This window comes from Micromonospora jinlongensis, from assembly GCF_013410645.1.
Classification (GTDB): Bacteria; Actinomycetota; Actinomycetes; order Mycobacteriales; family Micromonosporaceae; genus Micromonospora; species Micromonospora zamorensis.
Window position 1 is genome coordinate 2786747 of the sequence record NZ_JACCHK010000001.1, and the last position, 19242, is coordinate 2805988.

Consider the following 19242-nt stretch of genomic DNA (forward strand, 5'->3'; position numbering starts at 1 on the left):
CGGCGGCACACCCGGACGCGGGTGTCACTCGCCGAGCAGCCAGCCGTTCTGCTCGGCGACCCGGATCGCGTCGGCGCGGTTGCGGGCACCGGTCTTGCCGATCGCCGCCGAGAGGTGGTTGCGCACCGTCCCCTCGGACAGGTGCAGTGCCCGGGCCAGGTCGGCGACCGTGCCACCGCCGCGAGCCGTCCGCAGCACCTCGGTCTCCCGCTCGGTCAGCGGACTCACACCGGTGGCCAGGGTCTCCGCAGCCAACGTCGGGTCGACGACCCGCAGGCCGGCGTGCACCCGGCGGACCGCGTCGGCGAGTTGCCGGGCCGGGGTGTCCTTGACCACGAAGCCGCTCGCGCCGGCCTCCATCGCCCGGCGCAGGTAGCCGGGCCGGCCGAAGGTGGTCACCACCAGCACCCGGCAGGTCGGCAGCGCTGCCCGCAACGCGGTCGTGGCGGCGATCCCGTCCAGGCCGGGCATCTCCACGTCCAGCAGGGCCACGTCGGGGTCGGTCCGCCGGGCCTCGGGCACCACCTCGTCGCCCCGGCCGACCTCGGCCACCACGGTCAGGTCCTCCTCCAGCGAGAGCAGTGCGGCCAGCGCACCCCGGACCAACGCCTGATCGTCGGCGAGCAGCAGCCGGATCCGCGCGGGCCCGCCGCTCACCGGGCCTCCCCCGGCGAGTGCACCCGTAGCAGGAAACCGCCGCCCTCCGGCCGGCGACCGACGGTCACCACGGCGTCCAGCCGTCGCGCCCGCTCCCGCAGACCGACGAGCCCGTGGCCGGTGGTGTCGGGAGTGGACGGACCACGGCCGTCGTCGCTCACCTCGACCCGGTCGGAGTGGACCCGGACCGTGCAGCACCGCGCCCCACTGTGCCGGACCACGTTGGTCACCCCTTCCCGTACCGCCCAGCCGAACAACCGGTCCCACTCCTCCGGCAGGTCCGGCACCTCGGCCGGCAGGTCCGCCGCGATGCCCGCCGAGGCCAGCGCGGAGCGGGCGCCGGCCAGCTCGGCGGCGAGAGTGACCTCGCGGTACGCCCCAACCGTCTCCCGTACGTCGGCCAGCGCCGCCCGGGCCAACGCTTCCACCTCGGCGATCTCGACGGCAGCCCGGTCCCGGTCGACGTCGATCAGCCGCCCGGCCAGCTCGGCCTTGATCGCCACCACGGTCAGCGAGTGCCCGAGGATGTCGTGCAGGTCGCGGGCGGCGCGGGCCCGTTCCTCGGCGACCGCGAGCCGACCGATCTCCTGCTGGGCGGCCTGGAGCTGACTGTTGCGCTGGGCCAACTGCGACACCCCGAACATGGCGAACGAGGCGAGCAGCACCGCGAAGACGATGCCGCTCTCGGTCTGCCATCCGGGCACCAGCCAGGAGGCCAGCGCGGGTGTCACGGCGCAGACCACCACCACCGCCAACGCCTCCCAGGGCGGCAGCAGGAACACCGCCGCGGCCGCCACGTAGACCAGAGTGGCCAACCAGTCCCCGCCGGTGCCCGGGATGCTGGCCAGGCCCACCAGGAGCAGCAGTGCCAGCCCAGCCCGTGCCCGGCCCGCCGGGATCGGCGCCAGCAACTGGCGCAGCCGGCGGGCCCACTGGAACAGCAGCACGTAACCGATACCGAAGGCGATCAGTGCCGTCACGCCGAGCACCCGCCGCCACAGCTCCGGCTGGTGCAGCGCGGTGGCGAGCGGCACGTTGAGGAAGAACAGCCAGACGGCGGCCAGCAACCAGCCGGTGACCCGCCAGTGGCGACTCGCCGGCCGGGGCTGTCCCGTCGAGAGGTCCATCGGGTTCACGCTAGCCGTCGGTGCGCTCAGACCCGCGCGGTGTCCCGGCGGAACAGCCGCGCCGCGCCGACGCCGAAGACCAGCGCCCAGCCGACGAGGTTGACCACCGCCGCCGCGCTCACCCCGTCGCCGGTCAGTGGGGCGCGGGCCAGCACACCCATCCCGTACACCGGGGTGAACTTCGCGACCTGCTGGAGCACCTCCGGCAGCACCTCGACCGGGACGAACAGGCCGCCGAACATGGCCAGCACGGCCAGGATCGGGCCGATGAACTGCATGACGTTCTCGGCCGGCACCAGGTAGCCGATGAACAGACCGAACGCCGCGAAGACCAGCGAACCGAGCCAGGCGGCGAGCCCGGACAGCAGCCAGACGTACGCCGGGATGCGGACGCCGGCCGCCGCGCCCACCAGGAACTCGACGACCACCGCGAGCAGGCCGAGGGTCATCGCGGTGACCAGCTTGGTGGCCACGTACGCGCTCGGGCGCAGCGGGGTGAGCCGCAACTGGCGGCTCCAGCCCAGTGCGCGTTCGGTGGCGACCGCGCCGCCGGCGCTGGTGGTCGCCACCATGGCCGCGTACACGGCCAGGCTGATCATGACGTACGCCGTCACCGGGCGGCCGTTGTCCAGGTTCTGTCCGCCCTGTGGCAGGCCGAAGATGAGGAAGAAGACGCCGGGCATGATCAGCGTGAAGGCGAGGGTGCGGCGGTTGCGCAGCACCCGACGCAGCTCGATGCGCAGCACTCCGGGGGCGAACCCGCCCAGGGCGGGCAACCGACGGTCCGGTTCGACGGTACGGGTGGGGGTGGCCGGCAGGGTTGTCATCTTCAGGCTCCGGTCTGCGCGGTGGTCAGGGCGAGGAAGGCGTCTTCGAGGTTGCGCGAGGTGATCTCCACGTCCCGGGCTGCGGTCCGGGTGAGCAGGTGCCGGGCGATGGCGTCCGAGTCGCTGGTGCGCACCAGCACGCTGTCGCCGCGTACCTCCACGGCGTCCACTCCGGGCAGCGCGGCGAGGGCGGCCTGGTCGGCGCCGGGCAGGGTGGCCCGCACGGTACGGCCGGCGGCCAGGTTCTTGATCTCCGCGGTGGTGCCGTCGGCCACGATGCGCCCCTGCCGGACCAGCACGATCCGGTCGGCGTACGCGTCCGCCTCGTCCAGGTAGTGAGTGGCGAAGATGACGGTCCGTCCGGCCCGTGCGTCGCGGCGCAGCGCGTGCCAGAAGTCCCGGCGGCCCTCAACGTCCATGCCGGTGGTCGGCTCGTCGAGCACCATCAGGTCCGGGTCGGGCAGCAGGGCCAGCGCGAAGCGCAGTCGCTGCTGCTGGCCGCCGGAGCAGCGCCCGACCACCCGCCCGGCGATGTCGGCGATGCCGGCCCGCTCCAGCACCTCGGCGGCCGGGCGGGTGTGCCGGTAGAAGTGGGCGGACATCTCGACCGTCTCGCCGACGGTGAGGTCCTTGAGCAGCCCGCCGGTCTGGAGCACGGCGGCGACCCGGCCCCGGGCCACCGCGTCGTCCGGGGTGCCGCCGAGGATGCGGACGGTGCCCGCGTCCGGGCGGGCCAGCCCGAGCAGCATGTCGATGGTGGTGGTCTTGCCCGCGCCGTTCGGGCCGAGGAAGGCCACCACCTCGCCGGGCTGCACCCGCAGGCTCAACCCGTCGACAGCGGTGACCGCGCCGAAGGTCTTGGTGAGGCCGTCCAACTCGACGGCCGGATGCGTACTGGTCATGCCGGTAATGCTCCGGCGGCGCGTACTCCGGTGCCTGGAGCCGCCGTCACGTCCCGACCGTGACATTTGTCAGGGCCGTCCGGGGCGGTCCTGACCCGGGCGATACGGAGCGTGACCTGACCCGAAGCGCACGCCGCGCGGACCGGTATACCGCAGAGTCATATTTATACCGGTGAGTCATAACGCTCCCCAGCGCGTCCCGGCCCCGGCGGACCCGTCGGGGCAGGCATTGCGGGCGCGGCAGCGGGTAACCGCCGGGCCGGACGTCGCCACACCGGGGAGGACGCGATGGGTGCCACGGCGCAGGGCCAGGTCGACACGGTCGTGCTGATCCACGGGCTCTGGATGACCCCGCGCAGCTGGGAGGGGTGGGTCGAGCGGTACACCGAGCGCGGGCTGCACGTCATCGCCCCCGCCTGGCCCGGCATGGACCGGTCCGTGGAGCAGTTGCGTGACGATCCCGGCCCGATCGCCGAGCAGAGCATTGCCACGGTCGTCGCGCACTACGACAAGCTCATCCGGGCGTTGCCTCGACCGCCGATCATCATGGGGCACTCGTTCGGCGGCCTGTTCGCCCAGGTCCTCGCCGACCGGGGTCTCGGCGCGGCGGTGGTGGGGGTGCATCCCGCGGCGGTGAAGGGGGTGCTCAAGGTGCCGTTGAGTCAGCTGCGCTCCGGCTTCCCGATCCTGCGCAGCCCCGCCAACCGCACCAAGGCCGTCCCGTTCACCCCGGACGACTTCGCCTACACCTTCGGCAACACGATGAGCCGGGAGGACTCCGACCGGGCCTGGCAGCGCTACGCCGTCCCCGGAGCCGGGCGGATCTTCTTCGAGGGCGCCTTCGCCAACGTCGACCCGCGCTCACCCGCCCGCGTCGACGTCGGGCGCAACGACCGCGCGCCGCTGCTGCTGATGGCCGGCGGCGCCGACCACGTGGTGCCGGCCTCGGTGGTCCGCACCAACGCGGGGCTCTACCAGAAGTCCCGGGCGCTCACCGCGTACGAGGAGTTTCCCGGCCGCTCGCACTTCACGGTGGGGCAGGACGGCTGGGAGGAGATCGCCGACTACGCGCTGGACTGGGCGCTGCGCGCGGCGGCACTCCCCCGCGAGGTGACCATCGCCAGCGAGGCACCCCGCCGCTGAACAGGCGAGCGCACGATCCACTCGGCTTTCTGGAATTCGGGGTGTCGAAGCCTCGTGGAAGCCCCGGTTTCCGTGAACCCGAGTCGATCATGAGCAGGTCCTTCGGACGCCAGGGTCGGCATGGGCAGGCTGAGTAGGGGTATGAGCCCGGGATGAGGGCCAGTTTCCGGCTTGGCCGGGTCGCGGGAGTGCCGGTCGGCGTCAACTGGAGCGTTCTGGTCATCTTCGCGCTGATCGCGTGGGGGTTGGCCGCCAACCAGTTCCCCCGCTCGTACCCGGACCGCTCGCCCGTCGCGTACGCGATTGCCGGGCTGGCCGCCGCGGTGGTGTTCTTCGTCGGCCTGCTCGCCCACGAGGTGTCGCACGCGGTGGTGGCCAAGCGCAACGGGCTGGAGGTCGACGGCATCACGCTGTGGCTGTTCGGCGGCGTGGCCGAGTTGCGGGGCGAGCCGCGCGACCCCGGCGCGGAGCTGCGAATCGCCGGCGTCGGCCCGCTGGTCAGCCTGCTGCTCGGGGCGTTCTTCGGTGTCGTCGCCGCGCTGCTGGCGCTGGCCGGTCAGGGCGGGCTGCTGCTCGGGTCGGTGGCCTGGCTGGCGGGGATCAACGTGCTGCTGGCCGTCTTCAACGTGCTGCCGGCCGCGCCTCTGGACGGCGGCCGGTTGCTGCGCGCCGCGGTGTGGAAGGCCACCGGTGACCGGACCCGGGCTTCCGTGGTGGCCGCCCGGGCCGGCTGGGTGCTGGGTGTGCTGCTGATCGGCCTCGGGTTGTGGCAGTTCCTGTCCGGGGTCGGTTTCGGTGGGCTGTGGCTGGCCCTGATCGGCTGGTTCCTGATCGGGGCCGCCGGGATGGAGGAGCGGCAGGCTCGCACCGGCAGCGCACTGCGCGGCATCCGGGTCGGCGACGTCATGACCTCGCAGCCGCAGACCGCCTCGGCGGAGATGACTGTCGCCGACTTCGTCGACCACTACCTGTTCGCGTATCGGCATTCGGCGCTTCCGCTGACCGAGGACGGCCGGCCGACCGGCCTGGTGACCGTCGACCGGGTGCGGGGCGTACCGCCCGAGCGGCGGGCGTCGACCACGCTGGCCGAGGTGGCCTGCCGGGCCGAGGATCTGGTCCTGGCCCAGCCCGGTGAGCAACTCAACGACCTGCTCCCCCGCCTCAGCGCGTGCGCCGACGGCCGAGCCCTGGTGGTAACGGAGGACGGTCGCCTGACCGGCATAGTCTCCCCCAGCGACATCAGCCGAGCCGTCCAGAGCAGCACCCTCCGCGCCCCCGCACCCTCCCGTTGATCATGAAGTTAGCGGCGCGACACGCCGACATTTGCGTCGCTAACTTCATGATCAACGGGGACAAGGCGGGCCGGGGTGGGGTGGGCCGGGGCATGTCAGCGGGGGAAGTAGCGGTCCAGCAGCTCGGTGCGGAACGTGCCGGTCGGGTCCAGGTGACGCAGCAGGGCGGCGAAGTCGGCGTACCGCGGATAGCGGGCGGCCAGCTCCACCGGGTCGGTGACGAAGACCTTGCCCCAGTGCGGGCGGGGCGCGAACGGTGCCAGGCGCTCCTCCACCTGGGCCACCACCGGCAGCACGGCCGCGGTGTCGTCGACCCAGGTGAAGTGCACGACGAAGCTGTCCCGCCGGTGGTTCGGGCTGAGCCACAGCTCGTCCGCCGCCACGGTACGCAGCTCGGACACCAGCAGCACCGGGGCGATCAGGTGCGCCACGTCGTCCAAGGCGGCGAGCGCGTCGGCCGCCGCCGTACGCGGCAGGTGGTACTCGGACTGCAACTCGTCACCGCTGCTCGGGGTGAAGCCGAGCTTGAAGTGCGGCAGCCGCTCGTGCCACGGCCCTGGCGCGCCGAGCTGCGGGGTGCAGTTCTCCGGCGGCATCCCGAGCACGGGGTGCCGCGGCGCGTCGGCGGCGGTGGTGCCCAGCCAGTCCGCCGGGGGTGGCGGCTGGTCCGCGACCTGCTTGCGCCACACTTCGCGCAGACGAGGGGAACGGAAGTCGGTGAAGACACTCACGCTGTACGCCGAGCCGAGCGCCTCGTCCAGTGCCTCCCGGTCGAGGTCGAGCCGCACGTACTGGCGCAGCTCGAAGCTCGGCACCACGTCCAGGGTGACCCGGGTGACCAGGCCGAGCGCGCCGAGCCCGACCACCATCCCGGCGAACGTGTCGGCGTCGCGGTCGACCCGCAACACGTCACCGTCGGCCGTGACCAGCTCCAAGCCGGCGACCGTGCTGGCGAGGTTGCCGTGGGCCTGGCCGGAGCCGTGGGTGGCAGTGGCCACCGAACCGGCCACCGAGATGTGCGGCAACGACGCGAGGTTGGCCAGCGCGTACCCCTGGGTGTGCAGGTGCCGGGCGAGGTCGCCGTAGCGCATCGCGCCGCTGACGGTGACCTGCCCGCGCTCGCGGTCCAGGTCGACGACCGGCGGCAACCCGGCGAGGGTGACCAGGTCGCCGTCAGTGTCGCCGAAGCGGTTGAAGGAGTGCCCGCTGCCCACCGCCCGGATCCGGGTGCTGCCGGCGACCAGCCGGCGCAGCTCGTCGACGGACGTGGGGCGGTGGAACGCCCGAGCGGCGTACCGCACGTTGCCGGCCCAGTTGCGGCGCGGGATGTCGGCCGCGCTGGTCGACGTGGCGTGCTGGCCCTGGGCGGTCATGTGGCGGTCTCCCGATCGGTGCACTGGTGGTCGGCCAACGCGGCGACGAGGGCGTCCAGAACCGTATCCGTCTGGAACGTGTTGTAGCCACGCTGAGCGACCGGCAGGCCGGCCGCGCACACGCGTTCGATCTCGCCCCGGGCCGCCTGCCGGATCTGCGCGTCCCCGGAAACCAGGGCGTCCTGGCCGCGCCGGATCATCTGGTCGACCCGGTCCATCCGGTAGCCACGCAGGCCGACCGGGAGGTCCGGGCTGGGGAAGGCGGCCCGGCGCAGCGCGGCCAGGTCGACGAACCGGCTCCCGGCATAGCGGGTGAGCGCAGCCGACACCTGCTCGGGCTGCTCACGAACCTGGTCGAGGACCAGCAACTCGATGGCCGGGCGGCCGTCGAGCGGGTGGCGGGCGGTCACCGGCTCAAACGCCACACCCGGCACAGGCACCAGCAGCAGTCGCGGTGGTGCCGAGTAGCCGTCGCGTCGGGGCGGATCGTCGAGGACCAGCGCGTCGACCTCGGCCCACGGGATCTCCCGGCGCAGGCCGGGCCGCCGGATGCTGAGACCTTCGGCGTCGATCCGGAACCGGAACGGCCGCAGCGCGCTGACCAGCGCCAGGCAACCGAGCACAACGGCTCCCACCGCGATGATCGTCCGTAGCAGGGCGCCGTCGCTGGGGTAGACCAACAAGAGCACTCCGCCGAGTACGCACACCAGGGCGAGCGCACGGGCTCCCCGATTCCGGCGCAGTTCCACGCTCGGACCCCCGTTCATGACCGTGGCGTCGGTCCCAGCATTTTCCGCCAAACCCGGCACCGAGGACACCGGTCGATCGGGCACGGTTGTTCTCGTCATCGTCGGGGAACCCTACGCCCATGAGCAGCTACCGTGATCCGGCCCCGCGGGGCGACGTCTTCCCCTCCGAGGAGGAGCTGGACCCCACCGGCACCGGTGTCGAGCAGGCCAGCGCGCCAGCGGCCGGCGGGTTGCCGAGCCACCCGGCGCCGACGCCCGGCCCTCGCCCCACACCGGCACCCGCGCCGGCCCCGACGCCGGTGCCGGCACCGGGGCCGCCGCCGCGCACGCCCGGTGCCGGCCCGCAGTCGATCGTGACCCGGCACCTGGACGGCTCGGTGGAGGTGGTCACCGACCTCGACGGCGACGGCGTCGCCGACGTCGTGCAGATCGACGTGGACGGCGACGGGATCCCCGACATCACCTATGTGGACAGTGATGGGGACGGGCGGCTGGACACCGTGCTGGGCGACCCGGACGCGGTCGGGACGGGCGCCCACCGGGCCTGACCGGCGGCGCCATCCCACGGCCACCCGGCCGAGCCCCGTCCCACGGCCACCCGGCCGACTCAGAGCTTCGACATCACCTCGCTGGCGACGAACTCCAGGTGCGCCAGGTCGTCGAGGTCCAGCACCTGGAGGTAGATCCGCTCGCTGCCGATCTCCGCGTACCGGCCGATGGTGTCCAGAACCTCGGCGGGGGTCCCGGCCAGACCGTTGGCCCGCAGCTCGTCGGGGTCGCGGCCGATGGCGGCGGCCCGGCGGGCCACCTCGGCGTCGTCCCGCCCGCAGCACAGCACCAGGGCGTTGGACCAGACCATCCCGGCCGGGTCCCGGCCGATCTCGGCGCACGCGGCGCGGACCCGGTCGAACTGCGCCGCCGTGTCGGGCACCGAGGCGAACGGCAGGTTGAACTCGTCGGCGTAGCGGGCGGCCAGCCGAGGAGTGCGCTTCGGGCCCGTCCCGCCGAGCAGGATCGGTGGGCGCGGCTGCTGCACGGGCTTGGGCAACGCGGGCGAGTCCTGGACCGGGTAGTACCGACCGGCGTGGTCGAACCGCTCGCCGGTCGGCGTGGACCACAGCCCGGTGATCACCGCGAGCTGTTCCTCCAGGCGGTCGAACCGCTCGGCCAGCGGCGGGAACGGGATGCCGTACGCGGTGTGCTCCTCGGCGTACCAGCCGGTGCCGATGCCCAGCTCCACCCGACCGCCGCTCATCTGGTCGACCTGCGCCACCGTGATCGCCAGCGGGCCGGGCAGCCGGAAGGTCGCGGCGGTCATCAACGTGCCGAGCCGGATGCGGCTGGTGTCGCGGGCCAGCCCGGCCAGCGTGGTCCACGCGTCGGTGGGGCCGGGCTCGCCGCTCACGTCACCCATCATCAGGTAGTGGTCGGACCGGAAGAACGCGCCGTAGCCAGCGTCCTCGGCGCAGCGGGCGACGGCGAGCAACTGGTCGTAGCTGGCGCCCTGCTGGGGTTCGGTGAAGATCCGCAGTTCCATGATCCGAGCATAGGGAGCTGACCGGCGACGCCGCGTCGGGACGGAGACTCCCGTCATATGCTTTGACAGTCATATGACGGAAGAGGCATATTGGGCTGGTGTCCACCGATGCCTTCACCGTCCTCGCCGAGCCCACCCGGCGCCGGATCCTCGATCAGCTCCGCGACGCTGAACGCAGCGTCGGCGAGCTGGTCGACGGGCTCGGGGTCAGCCAGCCGGCCGTCTCCAAGCACCTGCGGGTGCTCCGCGACGCCGGCTTCGTCACCTGTCGGACGGCCGCCCGACAGCGGATCTACCGCCTCGACCCCGGCCCGCTGCGGGCCGTCGACGGCTGGCTGGACCCGTACCGCCGGCTCTGGGCCCGGCACCTGGACGCCCTGGAACGGCACCTCGACAGTCAGGAGCAGTGAATGGACCGCGACGCGTTCCGCCCGAGCCCACCCGCCGAGGTGCGCGCCGAGCCCGCCGACGCCGGCGCGACAGTGGTCTTCGTCCGCGACCTGCGGCATCCGCCGGCCACCGTCTGGGCGGCACTGACCGACCCGGCCCAGCTCGCGCAGTGGGCGCCGTTCCTCGCCGACCGCGATCTCGGCAACGTCGGCGCCGCCGTGCTCACCCTCATCGACGGCGAGACCACCCAGGAGGACCCGACGACGGTACGCCGGGCCGAGCCGCCACACCTGCTGGAGTACACCTGGGGCGACGACCTGCTGCGCTGGGAGCTGAGCCCGCTGGGCAGCGGCACCCGGCTCACCCTGCGGCACACCGTCGCCGACCGGGGCATGCTGCCGATGGTCGCGGCCGGCTGGCACCTCTGCCTGGACGTGGCCGACCGGCTGCTCGACGGCGACCCGGTCGGCCCGATCCGGGGCGCGGAGGCCAAGGACTTCGGTTGGCCCGAGCTGCGCGACGCGTACGCCGAACGGCTCGATGCGGGCTGACCGTCTGTCCCGGCGGCCCCGGAGCCCCGGAGCCGCCGGGACCGCTCAGACGTACGGCCGCTTGGCGTACGCCTCTCGCAGCGCGGCCAACCCGACGGCCTTCGGCGTCAGGGTGCCCCAACCGGAGTTGAAGTAGTTGGTCCGCGCGATCCGCGGCCCACGCTCGGCGTTGAGCTGGGCGATCGCCGCCGGCACGGTGGCGATCCAGGCCGCCTGGTTCGGGATCTCGGCCGACCGGACCCCCCACTCCGCGATGATCACGGGACGGGACAGGGCCACCGGGCCGAGATCCGCCACCGCCCAGTCCTTGGTGCGGCGGAACCGGGCCAACGCGGTGTGACTGGCATTGGTGCCGTACGCGTTCCACTGGAGATAGTCGAGGCGGGTCATCAGCGACTCCGGGTGCATACGCTGGAAGCAGGCCCGGTCGAAGCCGCCCAGCCCGACCGAGAAGGTCGTCCCGGCGGGCAGGGTCCGTGCCTTGAACCACGTCAGGATGTAGTTCACCGCCTGCACCGCCCGAGCGTCCGACTCGGCCCAGGTGTAGGCCTTGCCGTCCTCGGTGGTCCCGAACTCGTGGTCGGTGTCGAACTCCGAGGCGAGCTGGATGTTCACCCCGAAGCCGAGCGTCCGGTACTGCGACAGGGCGCGGGCGAACAACCCGTCGCACTGTCCGTTGATCACCTGGCCGTACCCGTACGCCCTCGGCCAGGTGGTGCCGGGACGCTGCTGGATGGTCATCGACGGTGCCGGCACCGTGTAGCTGACGCCGTCCACCGCGAAGCTCTGCGGCCCCTGGTTCGGGGCACCGTAGTGCTTCAACTCCAGGACCATGTTCATCTGCACCCCGGCCTTACCGAGGCTGGTCAGCCAGGGCCGGTTGTAGCCGGGGAACGTGTAGCCGTCGGCGAAGCTGCGGTACTGGGTCAGCGACCGGAAGTTGCCGCCGGCCATGTCGGCGGTCGGGTCGGCGCCCCCGGACAGGTAGTAGCCCCCCAGCACCGGCTGGCTCAGGTTGTAGTCGGCGGTGGCCGTCGCGGTGTTCCCGGCGGCGTCGCGGACCTGGACGGTGACCCGGGGCATCACGCCACCGCCCGGTAGACGGCCACAGAACCGTTGTCGGACACCCGGGTCCAGGTACGCCCGGAGTTGTCGCTGACGGTCAGGGTGAGTGGGTCGATGACGGCGGTGACCTTGACCGGCGCGCTGCTGTTGCCCTGCGCGTCGGTGACCACGATGGTGACGGTCAGCGGTTTGGTGTCGGCGTCTGAGTAGGTGACGGTCAGCAGCATCTGGTCACCCGGCGCGAAGACGGATGCGTTCAAGGCTGCGGTCGCGGTGGGAGCGGCCATGTCGGGCCCTTTCTGGCTCGGTCGCCGGGCCGGCGCGCGGTTTGGGCGCCACCGGACGGCGGGGTCCACAATGCGAAAGACCGGCGGGGCGCAGGGATGGCAGGCACGGCCGGCGGCAGGCGTCGCCTGACTGCCGACGGTGCTGACGTCCTCGTCCCGATGGGCGGAGGCACCGCTGCAGGCGCCCGCAGCGGTGTCGGTGGCAGTCACGGCCTGTGGTACGCGTGGCCGGCACGGCATCTGTGCCGTGACCGCCGCGGCGTTGGGGCCGGACTGGGTGGGGACGGCACCGGTGCGGACGATGTTGTCCCCACCGGGCCGGAGGCTCTGGGTGTGGCCCGCCACCCGTCTACCTCCACCTGCCCCAAGGGTGCTCTACCAGGGGCTTTACCGTCTTGTCCGGTTTGTTACACCGCCGCCGACAGGGCTGCCAAAAGGGCAGAGCGATCACCGCCCTGGCGGACCGATAACTTGGTGATCATGGCGGACTGGGAGCTTCGACCAGCTTCGGCGGAGGACGTCGAGACGGTGGCCGAGTTACGGGCAGTGGTGCTGCGGGCGGATCTGGAGCGGCTGGGGCGCTACGACGAGCAGCGGGTGCGCCAGCGCCTGCGGGACGGGTTCGCCCCCGCGTACACCTGGGTTGTCGAGGTGGGGGGAGCTTTCGCCGGCTGCGTGGCGCTGCGGCCCGCGGCGGACGCCCACTGGCTGGAGCACTTCTATCTGGCCCCACACCTGCATGGCAGCGGCATCGGGACGGCCGTGCTGCGTGCGCTGCTGGACCGGTGCGACCGCAACGGCACCCGCGTCCGCCTGAACGTGTTGCAGGGCAGCCCCGCCCGACGGCTGTACGAGCGACACGGATTCACACTGGAGACCGAGGACCCGGTGGACGTGTTCCTGGTCCGCGAGCCGAATCGCATGTCAATGTAGCGTTGACACATGACGTCGGAGCTGGGCCGGTTGGCCGAGGTTCGTGCCGCCCGCGCCCGCCTCGACGAGCAGGAGCTGGACCTCATCGACCGGGCGCGCCACGACGGCGCGACGTGGGCACAGATCGCGACGGCACTGGGTCTCGGCAGCCGGCAGGCCGCGGAGCAGCGCCGGCAGCGACTGGTGGCCGCGCGGTGGTCCCGACGCCAGCACCTCGACCTCCGGTTCGCACCCCGGATCGTGGCGCTGCGAAACGCCGTGGCCGACCTCGGGCGGTGGATCGCCGCCGATCGCCGCTGGGACGCCCGGTTCGATCGGGCGGAGCTCGTCCGGAGCACGGTGGAGGTCGCCCTGGATGCCGCCCCGGGTTCGCTGTACGCGTTGGCCGAGCATCTCGCCGCCGATCTCACCGAGGCGGGCGAGCGCCTGCCGGCACCCGTTCGCGCCGCCGCAGCGAAGATCGACGCGACCCTGTCAACGGTTGATTGACAGCGCCGCGAGAGTCTTGCCCGCACCAGACTCAATATTCAGGATGTGAGTCATCTCGACTCAACCTGGAGGGTTCATGCGGCGCAACGCTGGACTGTTCGTGGCGATCTCCCTGCTGTCCGGCTTCGGCAGCAGCGCCATGACCCTGGTGGCCGGCATCTGGATCCTCGACCTCACCGGCTCCACCGGCCTCGCCGCCCTCGCCGGGCTCTGCGTGTACGCCCCGGTCCTCGCTGGCCCGTTGCTGGGCGGTCTGCTCGACCGGGCGCCCCGGCGACCCCTGGTCATCGCCGTCAACCTCCTGTTGGCCGCCTCGCTGCTGGCGCTCCTCGCGGTGCGCGGGCCGGGACAGACCTGGCTCATCTTCGCCGTCTCGTGCGCCTACGGCGTCAGCTACGTGCTGATCGACGCGGGTGAGACGGCGCTGCTGCCGTCCGCGCTGTCACCGACGGAACTCGGCGACGTCAACGGCTGGCGCTCCAGCGCGCAGGAGGGCATGAAACTCGTCGCTCCCCTGGTCGGAGCCGGCCTCTACGCGTGGCACGACGGTCACGCGGTCGTCGTGCTCAGCGCGGCCATGCCGGTCCTGGTCGCCACCCTGTACGCGGCGGTACGCCTGCACAGGACTCCGCCCGACCAGCCCGCACCGCGACGAAACGGCCTGCGTACCGGATTGTCGGTCCTGTTCGGACAGCGAGCGACCCGGGTGCCGGTCACGCTCGCCGCCGTGTCGATCGCCATGTCCGGCTTCACGACCGCGGCGATCTACGCGGTCGTGACCACGGAGCTGCGCCTACCGACGACGTTCCTGGGGGTGCTGGCCAGCGCGCAGGGTGCCGGTTCCATCGTCGGTGGGCTGATCGTCGGCCGGCTGCTCGCCCGACGCGGTCCCGTTGCCGTCGGCGTCGCCGGGACGGTGCTGTTCGCGCTCGGGCTCCTGGCGCGTTGCCTACCGTGGTGGCCGGTCACGATCGCGGGGGCGCTGGTCGCCGGCGTCGGCCTGCCCTGGACCCTGGTCGCGGCGGTGACCGCCGTGCAGACACACACGCCGTCGGCGCTGCTGGGCCGGGTCTCCGCGACGGCCAACACCGCGATGTTCGGGCCACTCGTGGTGGCGATCCCCCTCGGCGGCGCAGCCGTCCACCTGGGCGCCCGCCCGCCGCTCGTCGCCGCCGTCGTGATCTGTCTGACGGCCGTGGTGGTCACGCACCCCCGCCCACAGTCCCTACGGAGCGCCCGTCGGATGGCTGACCGGGATCCCGCGACCCGATGACGGGCAGGGCGTCACCGGGCGCGTACCGGATGGGTTGCCTGGAAGGCCAGCCGGCGGTCCGCGTCGGCGGCGATGTGGTCGAGGATGTCGTCGAGGTCCAGGAACACCGACCACCGCTCGCGGCCGGTGGCCTCGGCCAGCCGGTCCACGAGCAACCCTTCCAGGTCGGTGACCCGCTTTCCCTTCCACACCTTGTCGGCCACGCTGACCAGCAGGTCGTCGACGCCGATGCCGTCCTGCTGCCAGGACGCGTGATCACGCGCGAACCGGGCGAGCGCCTCGGAGACACCATGCCCCAGCAGCAGCTCGTAGCCGGCGGGCTCGTGGGCGGATCCGGGCCCGGACAACTCCTCCGGGTGCCGGACCTTGCCGATGTCGTGGGTGGCGGCCCCGAAGAGCACCGCATCACGATCGAACGGAAGCTGCGGGAACCTTTCCGCCATCGCGTCGGTCAGCTGCGCGGCGACGTCGTGCACGGCCCGCAGGTGCGCGGCGAGACGCGGCGGCGCATGCAGGGTTTCCAACAGGGCGACGACCTGGTCGGGCAGGGACCGTAGCGGCGGGTCCGCGGGTGCGGTGAGAGCGCGGCGCAGGGGGTCGGCGGTCACGGCAGCAAGGGTACGACCACCGTTCCTCAGAGCAGTCTGGCGAGGGCCTGCGCGGCGGGGGCGCCCGGTGCCGCCTGGTAGGCGATGATCACCTGCCCCTCGGCGCCGGCGATGGCGAGTGTCTCCCGTCGCAGCGTGAGCGGGCCGACGACGGGATGGTTGAAGCGCTTGACCTCGTCGCGTGTCGGCCGTACGTCGTGCAGCGACCAGCTGTCGCGGAAAAGGCTGTCAGTCAGTAGCGAGGAGATGAGTTCGGCGGTCGCGGGATCGCGCGGGTCGGCTTCGGCGCGGAGCGCGGCGGCGCTCTGCGCGGCGATCTGCCTCCAGTCGGGAAACAGCGCACGCGCCGCGGGGTCGAGGAACATGCCGCGGACCAGGTTCTGACCGGGCGTGTAGAGCGGGGAGAGCGCCATGGCGAGCTTGTTGGCCGCCAGTACGTCGAAGCGGCGGTCGCGGACGTACGCGGGTGTCTGGCTCCACGAGTCGATGAGCTGCTGCACCGCGTCGGAGACCACCGTGGGCTCGACCCCGTGCGGCGGAGCGTCGGCGAGCGCGGTGAGATGTGCCCTCTCGTCGGGAGTCAGCCGCAACGCGCTCGCCAGGGCGTTCAGCACCTGCGGTGAGGGGTTGCGGTCCTTGCCCTGCTCCAGGCGGGTCAGATAGTGCTGGCTCACGCCCGCCAGGTGGGCCAGTTCGTCACGGCGCAGGCCCGGCACGCGGCGGCGCCCGAACGACGTCAGCCCCGCCTCGTCCGGTCGGACCCGCCCGCGACGTGCCCTGAGGAAGTCGCCGAGCGCGTTCTCGCCTTTCATTCCCGCCAGCCTAACCCTGTCAGGGTGCTGGCAGCCTGGCGTCCGCCGCCGCATGGTCGAGTCATGAAGACATGGTTCATCACCGGCGCATCACGCGGCTTCGGCCGCATCTGGGCCGAAGCCGCGCTCACCCGCGGAGATCGGGTCGCCGCGACCGCACGCGACCACAAGGCGCTTCAGGATCTGACCGAGGCGTACGGGGACCGGGTTCTGCCACTGACCCTCGATGTGACCGACCGCTCGGCCGTGTTCGACGCGGTGTCCCGGGCAGCGGAAACGTTCGGCCAGCTGGACGTCGTCGTCAACAACGCCGGCTACGGGCTGTTCGGCATGGTCGAGGAGGCGACCGAGGAGCAGGCCCGCGCGCAGCTGGAGACGAACTTCTTCGGCGCTCTCTGGGTGACCCAGGCCGCCCTGCCGGTGCTGCGCTCGCAGGGCAGCGGTCACATCCTCCAGGTTTCCAGCATCGGAGGGGTCGGGGCCTTCCCCACCCTCGGGCTCTACAACGCGTCGAAGTGGGCGCTGGAAGGGCTCAGCGAGGCGTTGTCCGCTGAGCTCGCCCCGCTCGGTCCGAAGGTGACGATCGTGGAGCCGGGACCGTTCGGCACCGACTGGTCCGGCGACTCGGCCGTGCACACGGAGCCGATCGGGGCCTATGAGCCCGTACGGCAGGCGCGCCGGGCCGGGGCGTCCGCCCGCACGCCGGATGATCCCGCGCTGACCGCCGGAGTCATCCTGCAACTTGTCGACTCCGTGGAGCCGCCGCTGCGCCTGTTCCTCGGGCCGTACCCGTACCTTCTCGCCGAGACGTTGTATCGGGACCGGCTCGCCACCTGGAACGACTGGCGCTGGCTGGCGGAGCAGGCGGCACCGGGCCAGGAGGGTCACCTGGCGTGAGTGCCGGTCCGCGGGGCCCGGGGTACGACCGCCCCGAGTCCTGCCGCGCCGGCGCCGGGTGCAGTTGCCGGCGGGAGCGAGTGCCCCGTCGCGACGGGTGGATACTGTCGGACCATGCGGCTGAGTCCGGACGAGGTCGAGCTGTTCGAGCACTCCAGGGCCCGCCTGGAGGCGATCGCCTATCGTCTGCTGGGCTCGGCGAGCGACGCCGAGGACGCCGTCCAGGACACGTTCCTGCGCTGGCAGGCCGCCGACCGGGAGCGGGTCGAGACACCCCAGGCGTGGCTGACGAAGGTGCTCACCAACCTGTGCCTCAACCAGCTCACCTCGGCTCGGGCCAGGCGGGAAACCTATGTGGGCACGTGGCTGCCCGAGCCGGTTCTCGCCGGGGACCGGATGCTCGGCCCGCTCGACACCGCCGAGCAGCGCGAATCGGTCTCGATGGCGGTGCTCACCCTCCTGGAGCGGCTGTCCGCCAACGAACGTGTGGTGTACGTGCTGCGGGAGGCCTTCGGCTACTCGCACGGTGAGATCGGCGAGATCCTCGGCCTCAGCGAGTCAAACTGCCAGCAGATCTACCGGCGCGCCAAGCAGCACGTCGCCGCCGAGCGGGCCCGCGCGGAGGTCGACCAGGCCACCGCGCGGAAGATCGTCGCGGAGTTCCTCACGGCGGCCCAGCACGGCGAGATCCAGCGGCTGGTCGAGTTGCTCACCGACGACGTGACGAGCACCGGTGACGGCGGCGGCAAGATCCCGGCCCGGACCACGCCGTTCTCCGGCGCGCTGGCGGTGGCGAAGTTCCTGCGCGGCCTGTTCAAGCCCGCCGACGTCAAGCGGGACCTGGTCGGCGGCAGCCCCGCCCTGTACGTCGCCGTCGTCAACGGCAGTCCGGCGGCGGTGGTCGTGATGGACGACCGGGTCATCGGTGTCATGTCCCTGGAGGTGACGCCCGAGGGGGTCGCGGCCATCCACACCCAGGTCAACCCCGACAAGCTCGTCCGCGCCACCCGTCAGTGGTCCGCCGCCGACCACGGCGAACCCCTCATGCACGTGTGGTGACCCAGGTCATAGCCGGTGCCTGTCAGGAATCACGTCGCTGTCCGGTTCAGGAAGCGACCACCGCCGAGACAGGAGTGACACCATGAAGCACCGCATCGTCGTCCTCGGAGCCGGCTACACGGGAGCCGTCGCCGCCGGGCGTCTCGCCAAGCGACTGCACCCCGACGACACCGAGATCACCGTCGTCAACGCCGACCCCGATTTCGTCGAGCGGGTCCGCATGCACCAACTCGCCACCGGGCAGGACCCCGAGCGCCGCCCGCTGAGCGAGATCTACGCCGGCACCGGCGTCACGCTGCGACTGGCGCGGGTCACCGCCGTCGACGCCGACCGCAGGACCGTCGTGCTCGCCGACGAGCACGGCACCGACGAGATCGCGTACGACACGCTCGTCTACGCCCTCGGCAGCACCGCCGCCGACCATGGCGTTCCCGGCGTCGCGGAGCACGCGTACGACATCGCCGGCAGGCCGTCGGCGCTGCGGTTGCGCGACCGCCTCGACCAGCTCGCGGCCGGCGGGACCGTGCTCGTCGTCGGCGGGGGCCTCACCGGCATCGAGGCGGTCACCGAGATCGCCGAGGCCCGGCCGGACCTCGACGTCGCGATCGCCGCCCGTGGCGGCCTCGGCGACTGGCTCAACGAGAAGGCACAGCAGCACCTGCGGAGGGTCTGCGACCGGCTCGGCATCACCGTGCACGAGCACGCCGACATCGCGCGGGTCGAGGCGACCGCTGCGGTCACCGCCGACGCACGGGTGATCCCCGCCGAGGTGACGGTGTGGACGACCGGCTTCGCCGTCCACCCGATCGCCGCCGCCACGACCCTGACGGTCGCGGCGACCGGCCAGATCATCGTCGACGCCTCGATGCGCTCGGTCTCACACCCCGAGGTGTACGCGGTGGGCGACGCCGGACTCGCCGAAGGCCCCGGCGGCAAGCCACTGCGGATGTCCTGCGCCTCGGGCATCCCGATGGCCTGGCAGGCCGCCGACGCCATCGCCGCGCGGCTGGCCGGTCGGGAGAAGTTCCCCAAGGCCCCGCTGCGTTACTTCAACCAGTGCATCAGCCTCGGCCGCCGCGACGGCATCATCCAGTACGTGACCGCCGACGACCGGGCCAGGCCGTCCCTTCTCACCGGCAGGCTGGCGGCCCGCTACAAGGAGGTCGTCTGCAAGGGTGCGGCCTGGGGTGTCGCCCACCCGGTGCTGTACCCGGTGCGCCGCCGTCGCATCGCCGCGACCCGGACGGAGACCGTCGCGACGATGTCGTGAG

Annotated in this window: 22 protein-coding genes; 11 read left to right on the forward strand and 11 right to left on the reverse strand. The window is 72.4% G+C overall.

Annotated elements, in window-relative coordinates; genetic code table 11:
• Positions 1-24: 24 nt before the first annotated feature.
• Genes HNR22_RS11935 through HNR22_RS11950 form a run of 4 tightly spaced genes read right to left on the reverse strand, consistent with a single transcriptional unit; the run spans position 25 to position 3513 of the window.
• Positions 25-657 carry a response regulator gene (locus HNR22_RS11935; RefSeq protein WP_179780425.1) on the reverse strand — a complete coding sequence of 211 codons (633 nt, stop codon included), beginning with the start codon at positions 655-657 and terminating at the stop codon, positions 25-27.
• Positions 654-1784, reverse strand: coding sequence for a sensor histidine kinase (locus HNR22_RS11940; RefSeq protein ID WP_179780426.1), 1131 nt, complete (start codon positions 1782-1784; stop codon positions 654-656). Before HNR22_RS11940 ends, HNR22_RS11935 begins: the two co-directional genes overlap by 4 nt.
• 26 nt (positions 1785-1810) lie before the next feature.
• On the reverse strand, positions 1811-2611 hold the full coding sequence (locus HNR22_RS11945; RefSeq protein WP_088949597.1) for an ABC transporter permease: 801 nt from the start codon (positions 2609-2611) through the stop codon (positions 1811-1813).
• A gap of 2 nt (positions 2612-2613) precedes the next feature.
• Positions 2614-3513 (reverse strand): ABC transporter ATP-binding protein, encoded by a 900-nt coding sequence (locus HNR22_RS11950; protein ID WP_179780427.1) that lies wholly within the window; start codon positions 3511-3513, stop codon positions 2614-2616.
• 288 nt (positions 3514-3801) lie between these two features.
• Between HNR22_RS11950 and HNR22_RS11955 the strand changes: the two genes are divergently transcribed.
• Positions 3802-4656 (forward strand): alpha/beta hydrolase, encoded by an 855-nt coding sequence (locus HNR22_RS11955; RefSeq protein WP_179780428.1) that lies wholly within the window; start codon positions 3802-3804, stop codon positions 4654-4656.
• A 152-nt stretch (positions 4657-4808) separates the two neighbouring features.
• Complete coding sequence (locus tag HNR22_RS11960) at positions 4809-5948, forward strand: site-2 protease family protein (RefSeq protein ID WP_179780429.1); 1140 nt, start codon at positions 4809-4811, stop codon at positions 5946-5948.
• Between the two features lie 95 nt (positions 5949-6043).
• Here HNR22_RS11960 and HNR22_RS11965 read toward each other — a convergent pair whose 3' ends face one another.
• Positions 6044-7321: an FAD-binding protein gene (locus HNR22_RS11965; protein ID WP_179780430.1), complete on the reverse strand. Its 1278-nt coding sequence runs from the start codon at positions 7319-7321 to the stop codon at positions 6044-6046.
• Positions 7318-8088, reverse strand: coding sequence for a hypothetical protein (locus HNR22_RS11970; protein WP_179780431.1), 771 nt, complete (start codon positions 8086-8088; stop codon positions 7318-7320). Before HNR22_RS11970 ends, HNR22_RS11965 begins: the two co-directional genes overlap by 4 nt.
• Positions 8089-8189: 101 nt before the next feature.
• Here HNR22_RS11970 and HNR22_RS11975 point away from each other — a divergent pair, with 101 nt between their 5' ends.
• On the forward strand, positions 8190-8618 hold the full coding sequence (locus HNR22_RS11975; RefSeq protein WP_179780432.1) for a hypothetical protein: 429 nt from the start codon (positions 8190-8192) through the stop codon (positions 8616-8618).
• A gap of 59 nt (positions 8619-8677) precedes the next feature.
• On the opposite strand, the gene HNR22_RS11980 is transcribed toward HNR22_RS11975, so the two are convergent.
• Positions 8678-9607 (reverse strand): LLM class F420-dependent oxidoreductase, encoded by a 930-nt coding sequence (locus HNR22_RS11980; protein ID WP_179780433.1) that lies wholly within the window; start codon positions 9605-9607, stop codon positions 8678-8680.
• Between the two features lie 98 nt (positions 9608-9705).
• Here HNR22_RS11980 and HNR22_RS11985 point away from each other — a divergent pair, with 98 nt between their 5' ends.
• Positions 9706-10017, forward strand: a complete 312-nt coding sequence (locus HNR22_RS11985; protein ID WP_088949605.1) for an ArsR/SmtB family transcription factor — start codon at positions 9706-9708, stop codon at positions 10015-10017.
• Positions 10018-10548 carry an SRPBCC family protein gene (locus tag HNR22_RS11990; protein ID WP_179780434.1) on the forward strand — a complete coding sequence of 177 codons (531 nt, stop codon included), beginning with the start codon at positions 10018-10020 and terminating at the stop codon, positions 10546-10548.
• 45 nt (positions 10549-10593) lie between these two features.
• On the opposite strand, the gene HNR22_RS11995 is transcribed toward HNR22_RS11990, so the two are convergent.
• Entirely contained in the window at positions 10594-11631 is a 1038-nt protein-coding gene (locus HNR22_RS11995) for a hypothetical protein (protein WP_179780435.1), read from the reverse strand.
• Positions 11631-11900, reverse strand: coding sequence for a hypothetical protein (locus HNR22_RS12000; protein WP_088949608.1), 270 nt, complete (start codon positions 11898-11900; stop codon positions 11631-11633). The genes HNR22_RS11995 and HNR22_RS12000 overlap by 1 nt, the downstream gene beginning before the upstream one ends.
• A 480-nt stretch (positions 11901-12380) precedes the next feature.
• Between HNR22_RS12000 and HNR22_RS12005 the strand changes: the two genes are divergently transcribed.
• The 3 genes from HNR22_RS12005 (at position 12381) to HNR22_RS12015 (ending at position 14595) form a co-directional block, all read left to right on the forward strand.
• Complete coding sequence (locus HNR22_RS12005) at positions 12381-12833, forward strand: GNAT family N-acetyltransferase (RefSeq protein ID WP_179780436.1); 453 nt, start codon at positions 12381-12383, stop codon at positions 12831-12833.
• 9 nt (positions 12834-12842) lie between these two features.
• On the forward strand, positions 12843-13322 hold the full coding sequence (locus tag HNR22_RS12010; protein WP_179780437.1) for a hypothetical protein: 480 nt from the start codon (positions 12843-12845) through the stop codon (positions 13320-13322).
• Positions 13323-13398: 76 nt separating this feature from the next.
• Positions 13399-14595, forward strand: coding sequence for an MFS transporter (locus tag HNR22_RS12015; protein ID WP_179780438.1), 1197 nt, complete (start codon positions 13399-13401; stop codon positions 14593-14595).
• Between the two features lie 11 nt (positions 14596-14606).
• Here the strand turns inward: HNR22_RS12015 and HNR22_RS12020 are convergent, their stop codons facing one another.
• Together HNR22_RS12020 and HNR22_RS12025 are read right to left on the reverse strand one after the other, a co-directional pair.
• Complete coding sequence (locus tag HNR22_RS12020; protein WP_179780439.1) at positions 14607-15203, reverse strand: HD domain-containing protein; 597 nt, start codon at positions 15201-15203, stop codon at positions 14607-14609.
• Between the two features lie 26 nt (positions 15204-15229).
• Entirely contained in the window at positions 15230-16015 is a 786-nt protein-coding gene (locus tag HNR22_RS12025) for a helix-turn-helix transcriptional regulator (protein ID WP_179780440.1), read from the reverse strand.
• A gap of 63 nt (positions 16016-16078) precedes the next feature.
• Between HNR22_RS12025 and HNR22_RS12030 the strand changes: the two genes are divergently transcribed.
• From HNR22_RS12030 to HNR22_RS12040, 3 genes are all read left to right on the forward strand, one after another.
• Complete coding sequence (locus HNR22_RS12030; protein ID WP_179780441.1) at positions 16079-16912, forward strand: SDR family NAD(P)-dependent oxidoreductase; 834 nt, start codon at positions 16079-16081, stop codon at positions 16910-16912.
• Positions 16913-17026: 114 nt separating this feature from the next.
• The gene (locus HNR22_RS12035; RefSeq protein ID WP_179780442.1) at positions 17027-17971 is read left to right on the forward strand and encodes an RNA polymerase sigma-70 factor; all 945 of its coding nucleotides are present in this window, start codon (positions 17027-17029) and stop codon (positions 17969-17971) included.
• A gap of 82 nt (positions 17972-18053) precedes the next feature.
• Positions 18054-19241, forward strand: coding sequence for an NAD(P)/FAD-dependent oxidoreductase (locus HNR22_RS12040; RefSeq protein WP_179780443.1), 1188 nt, complete (start codon positions 18054-18056; stop codon positions 19239-19241).
• Position 19242 lies beyond the last annotated feature (1 nt).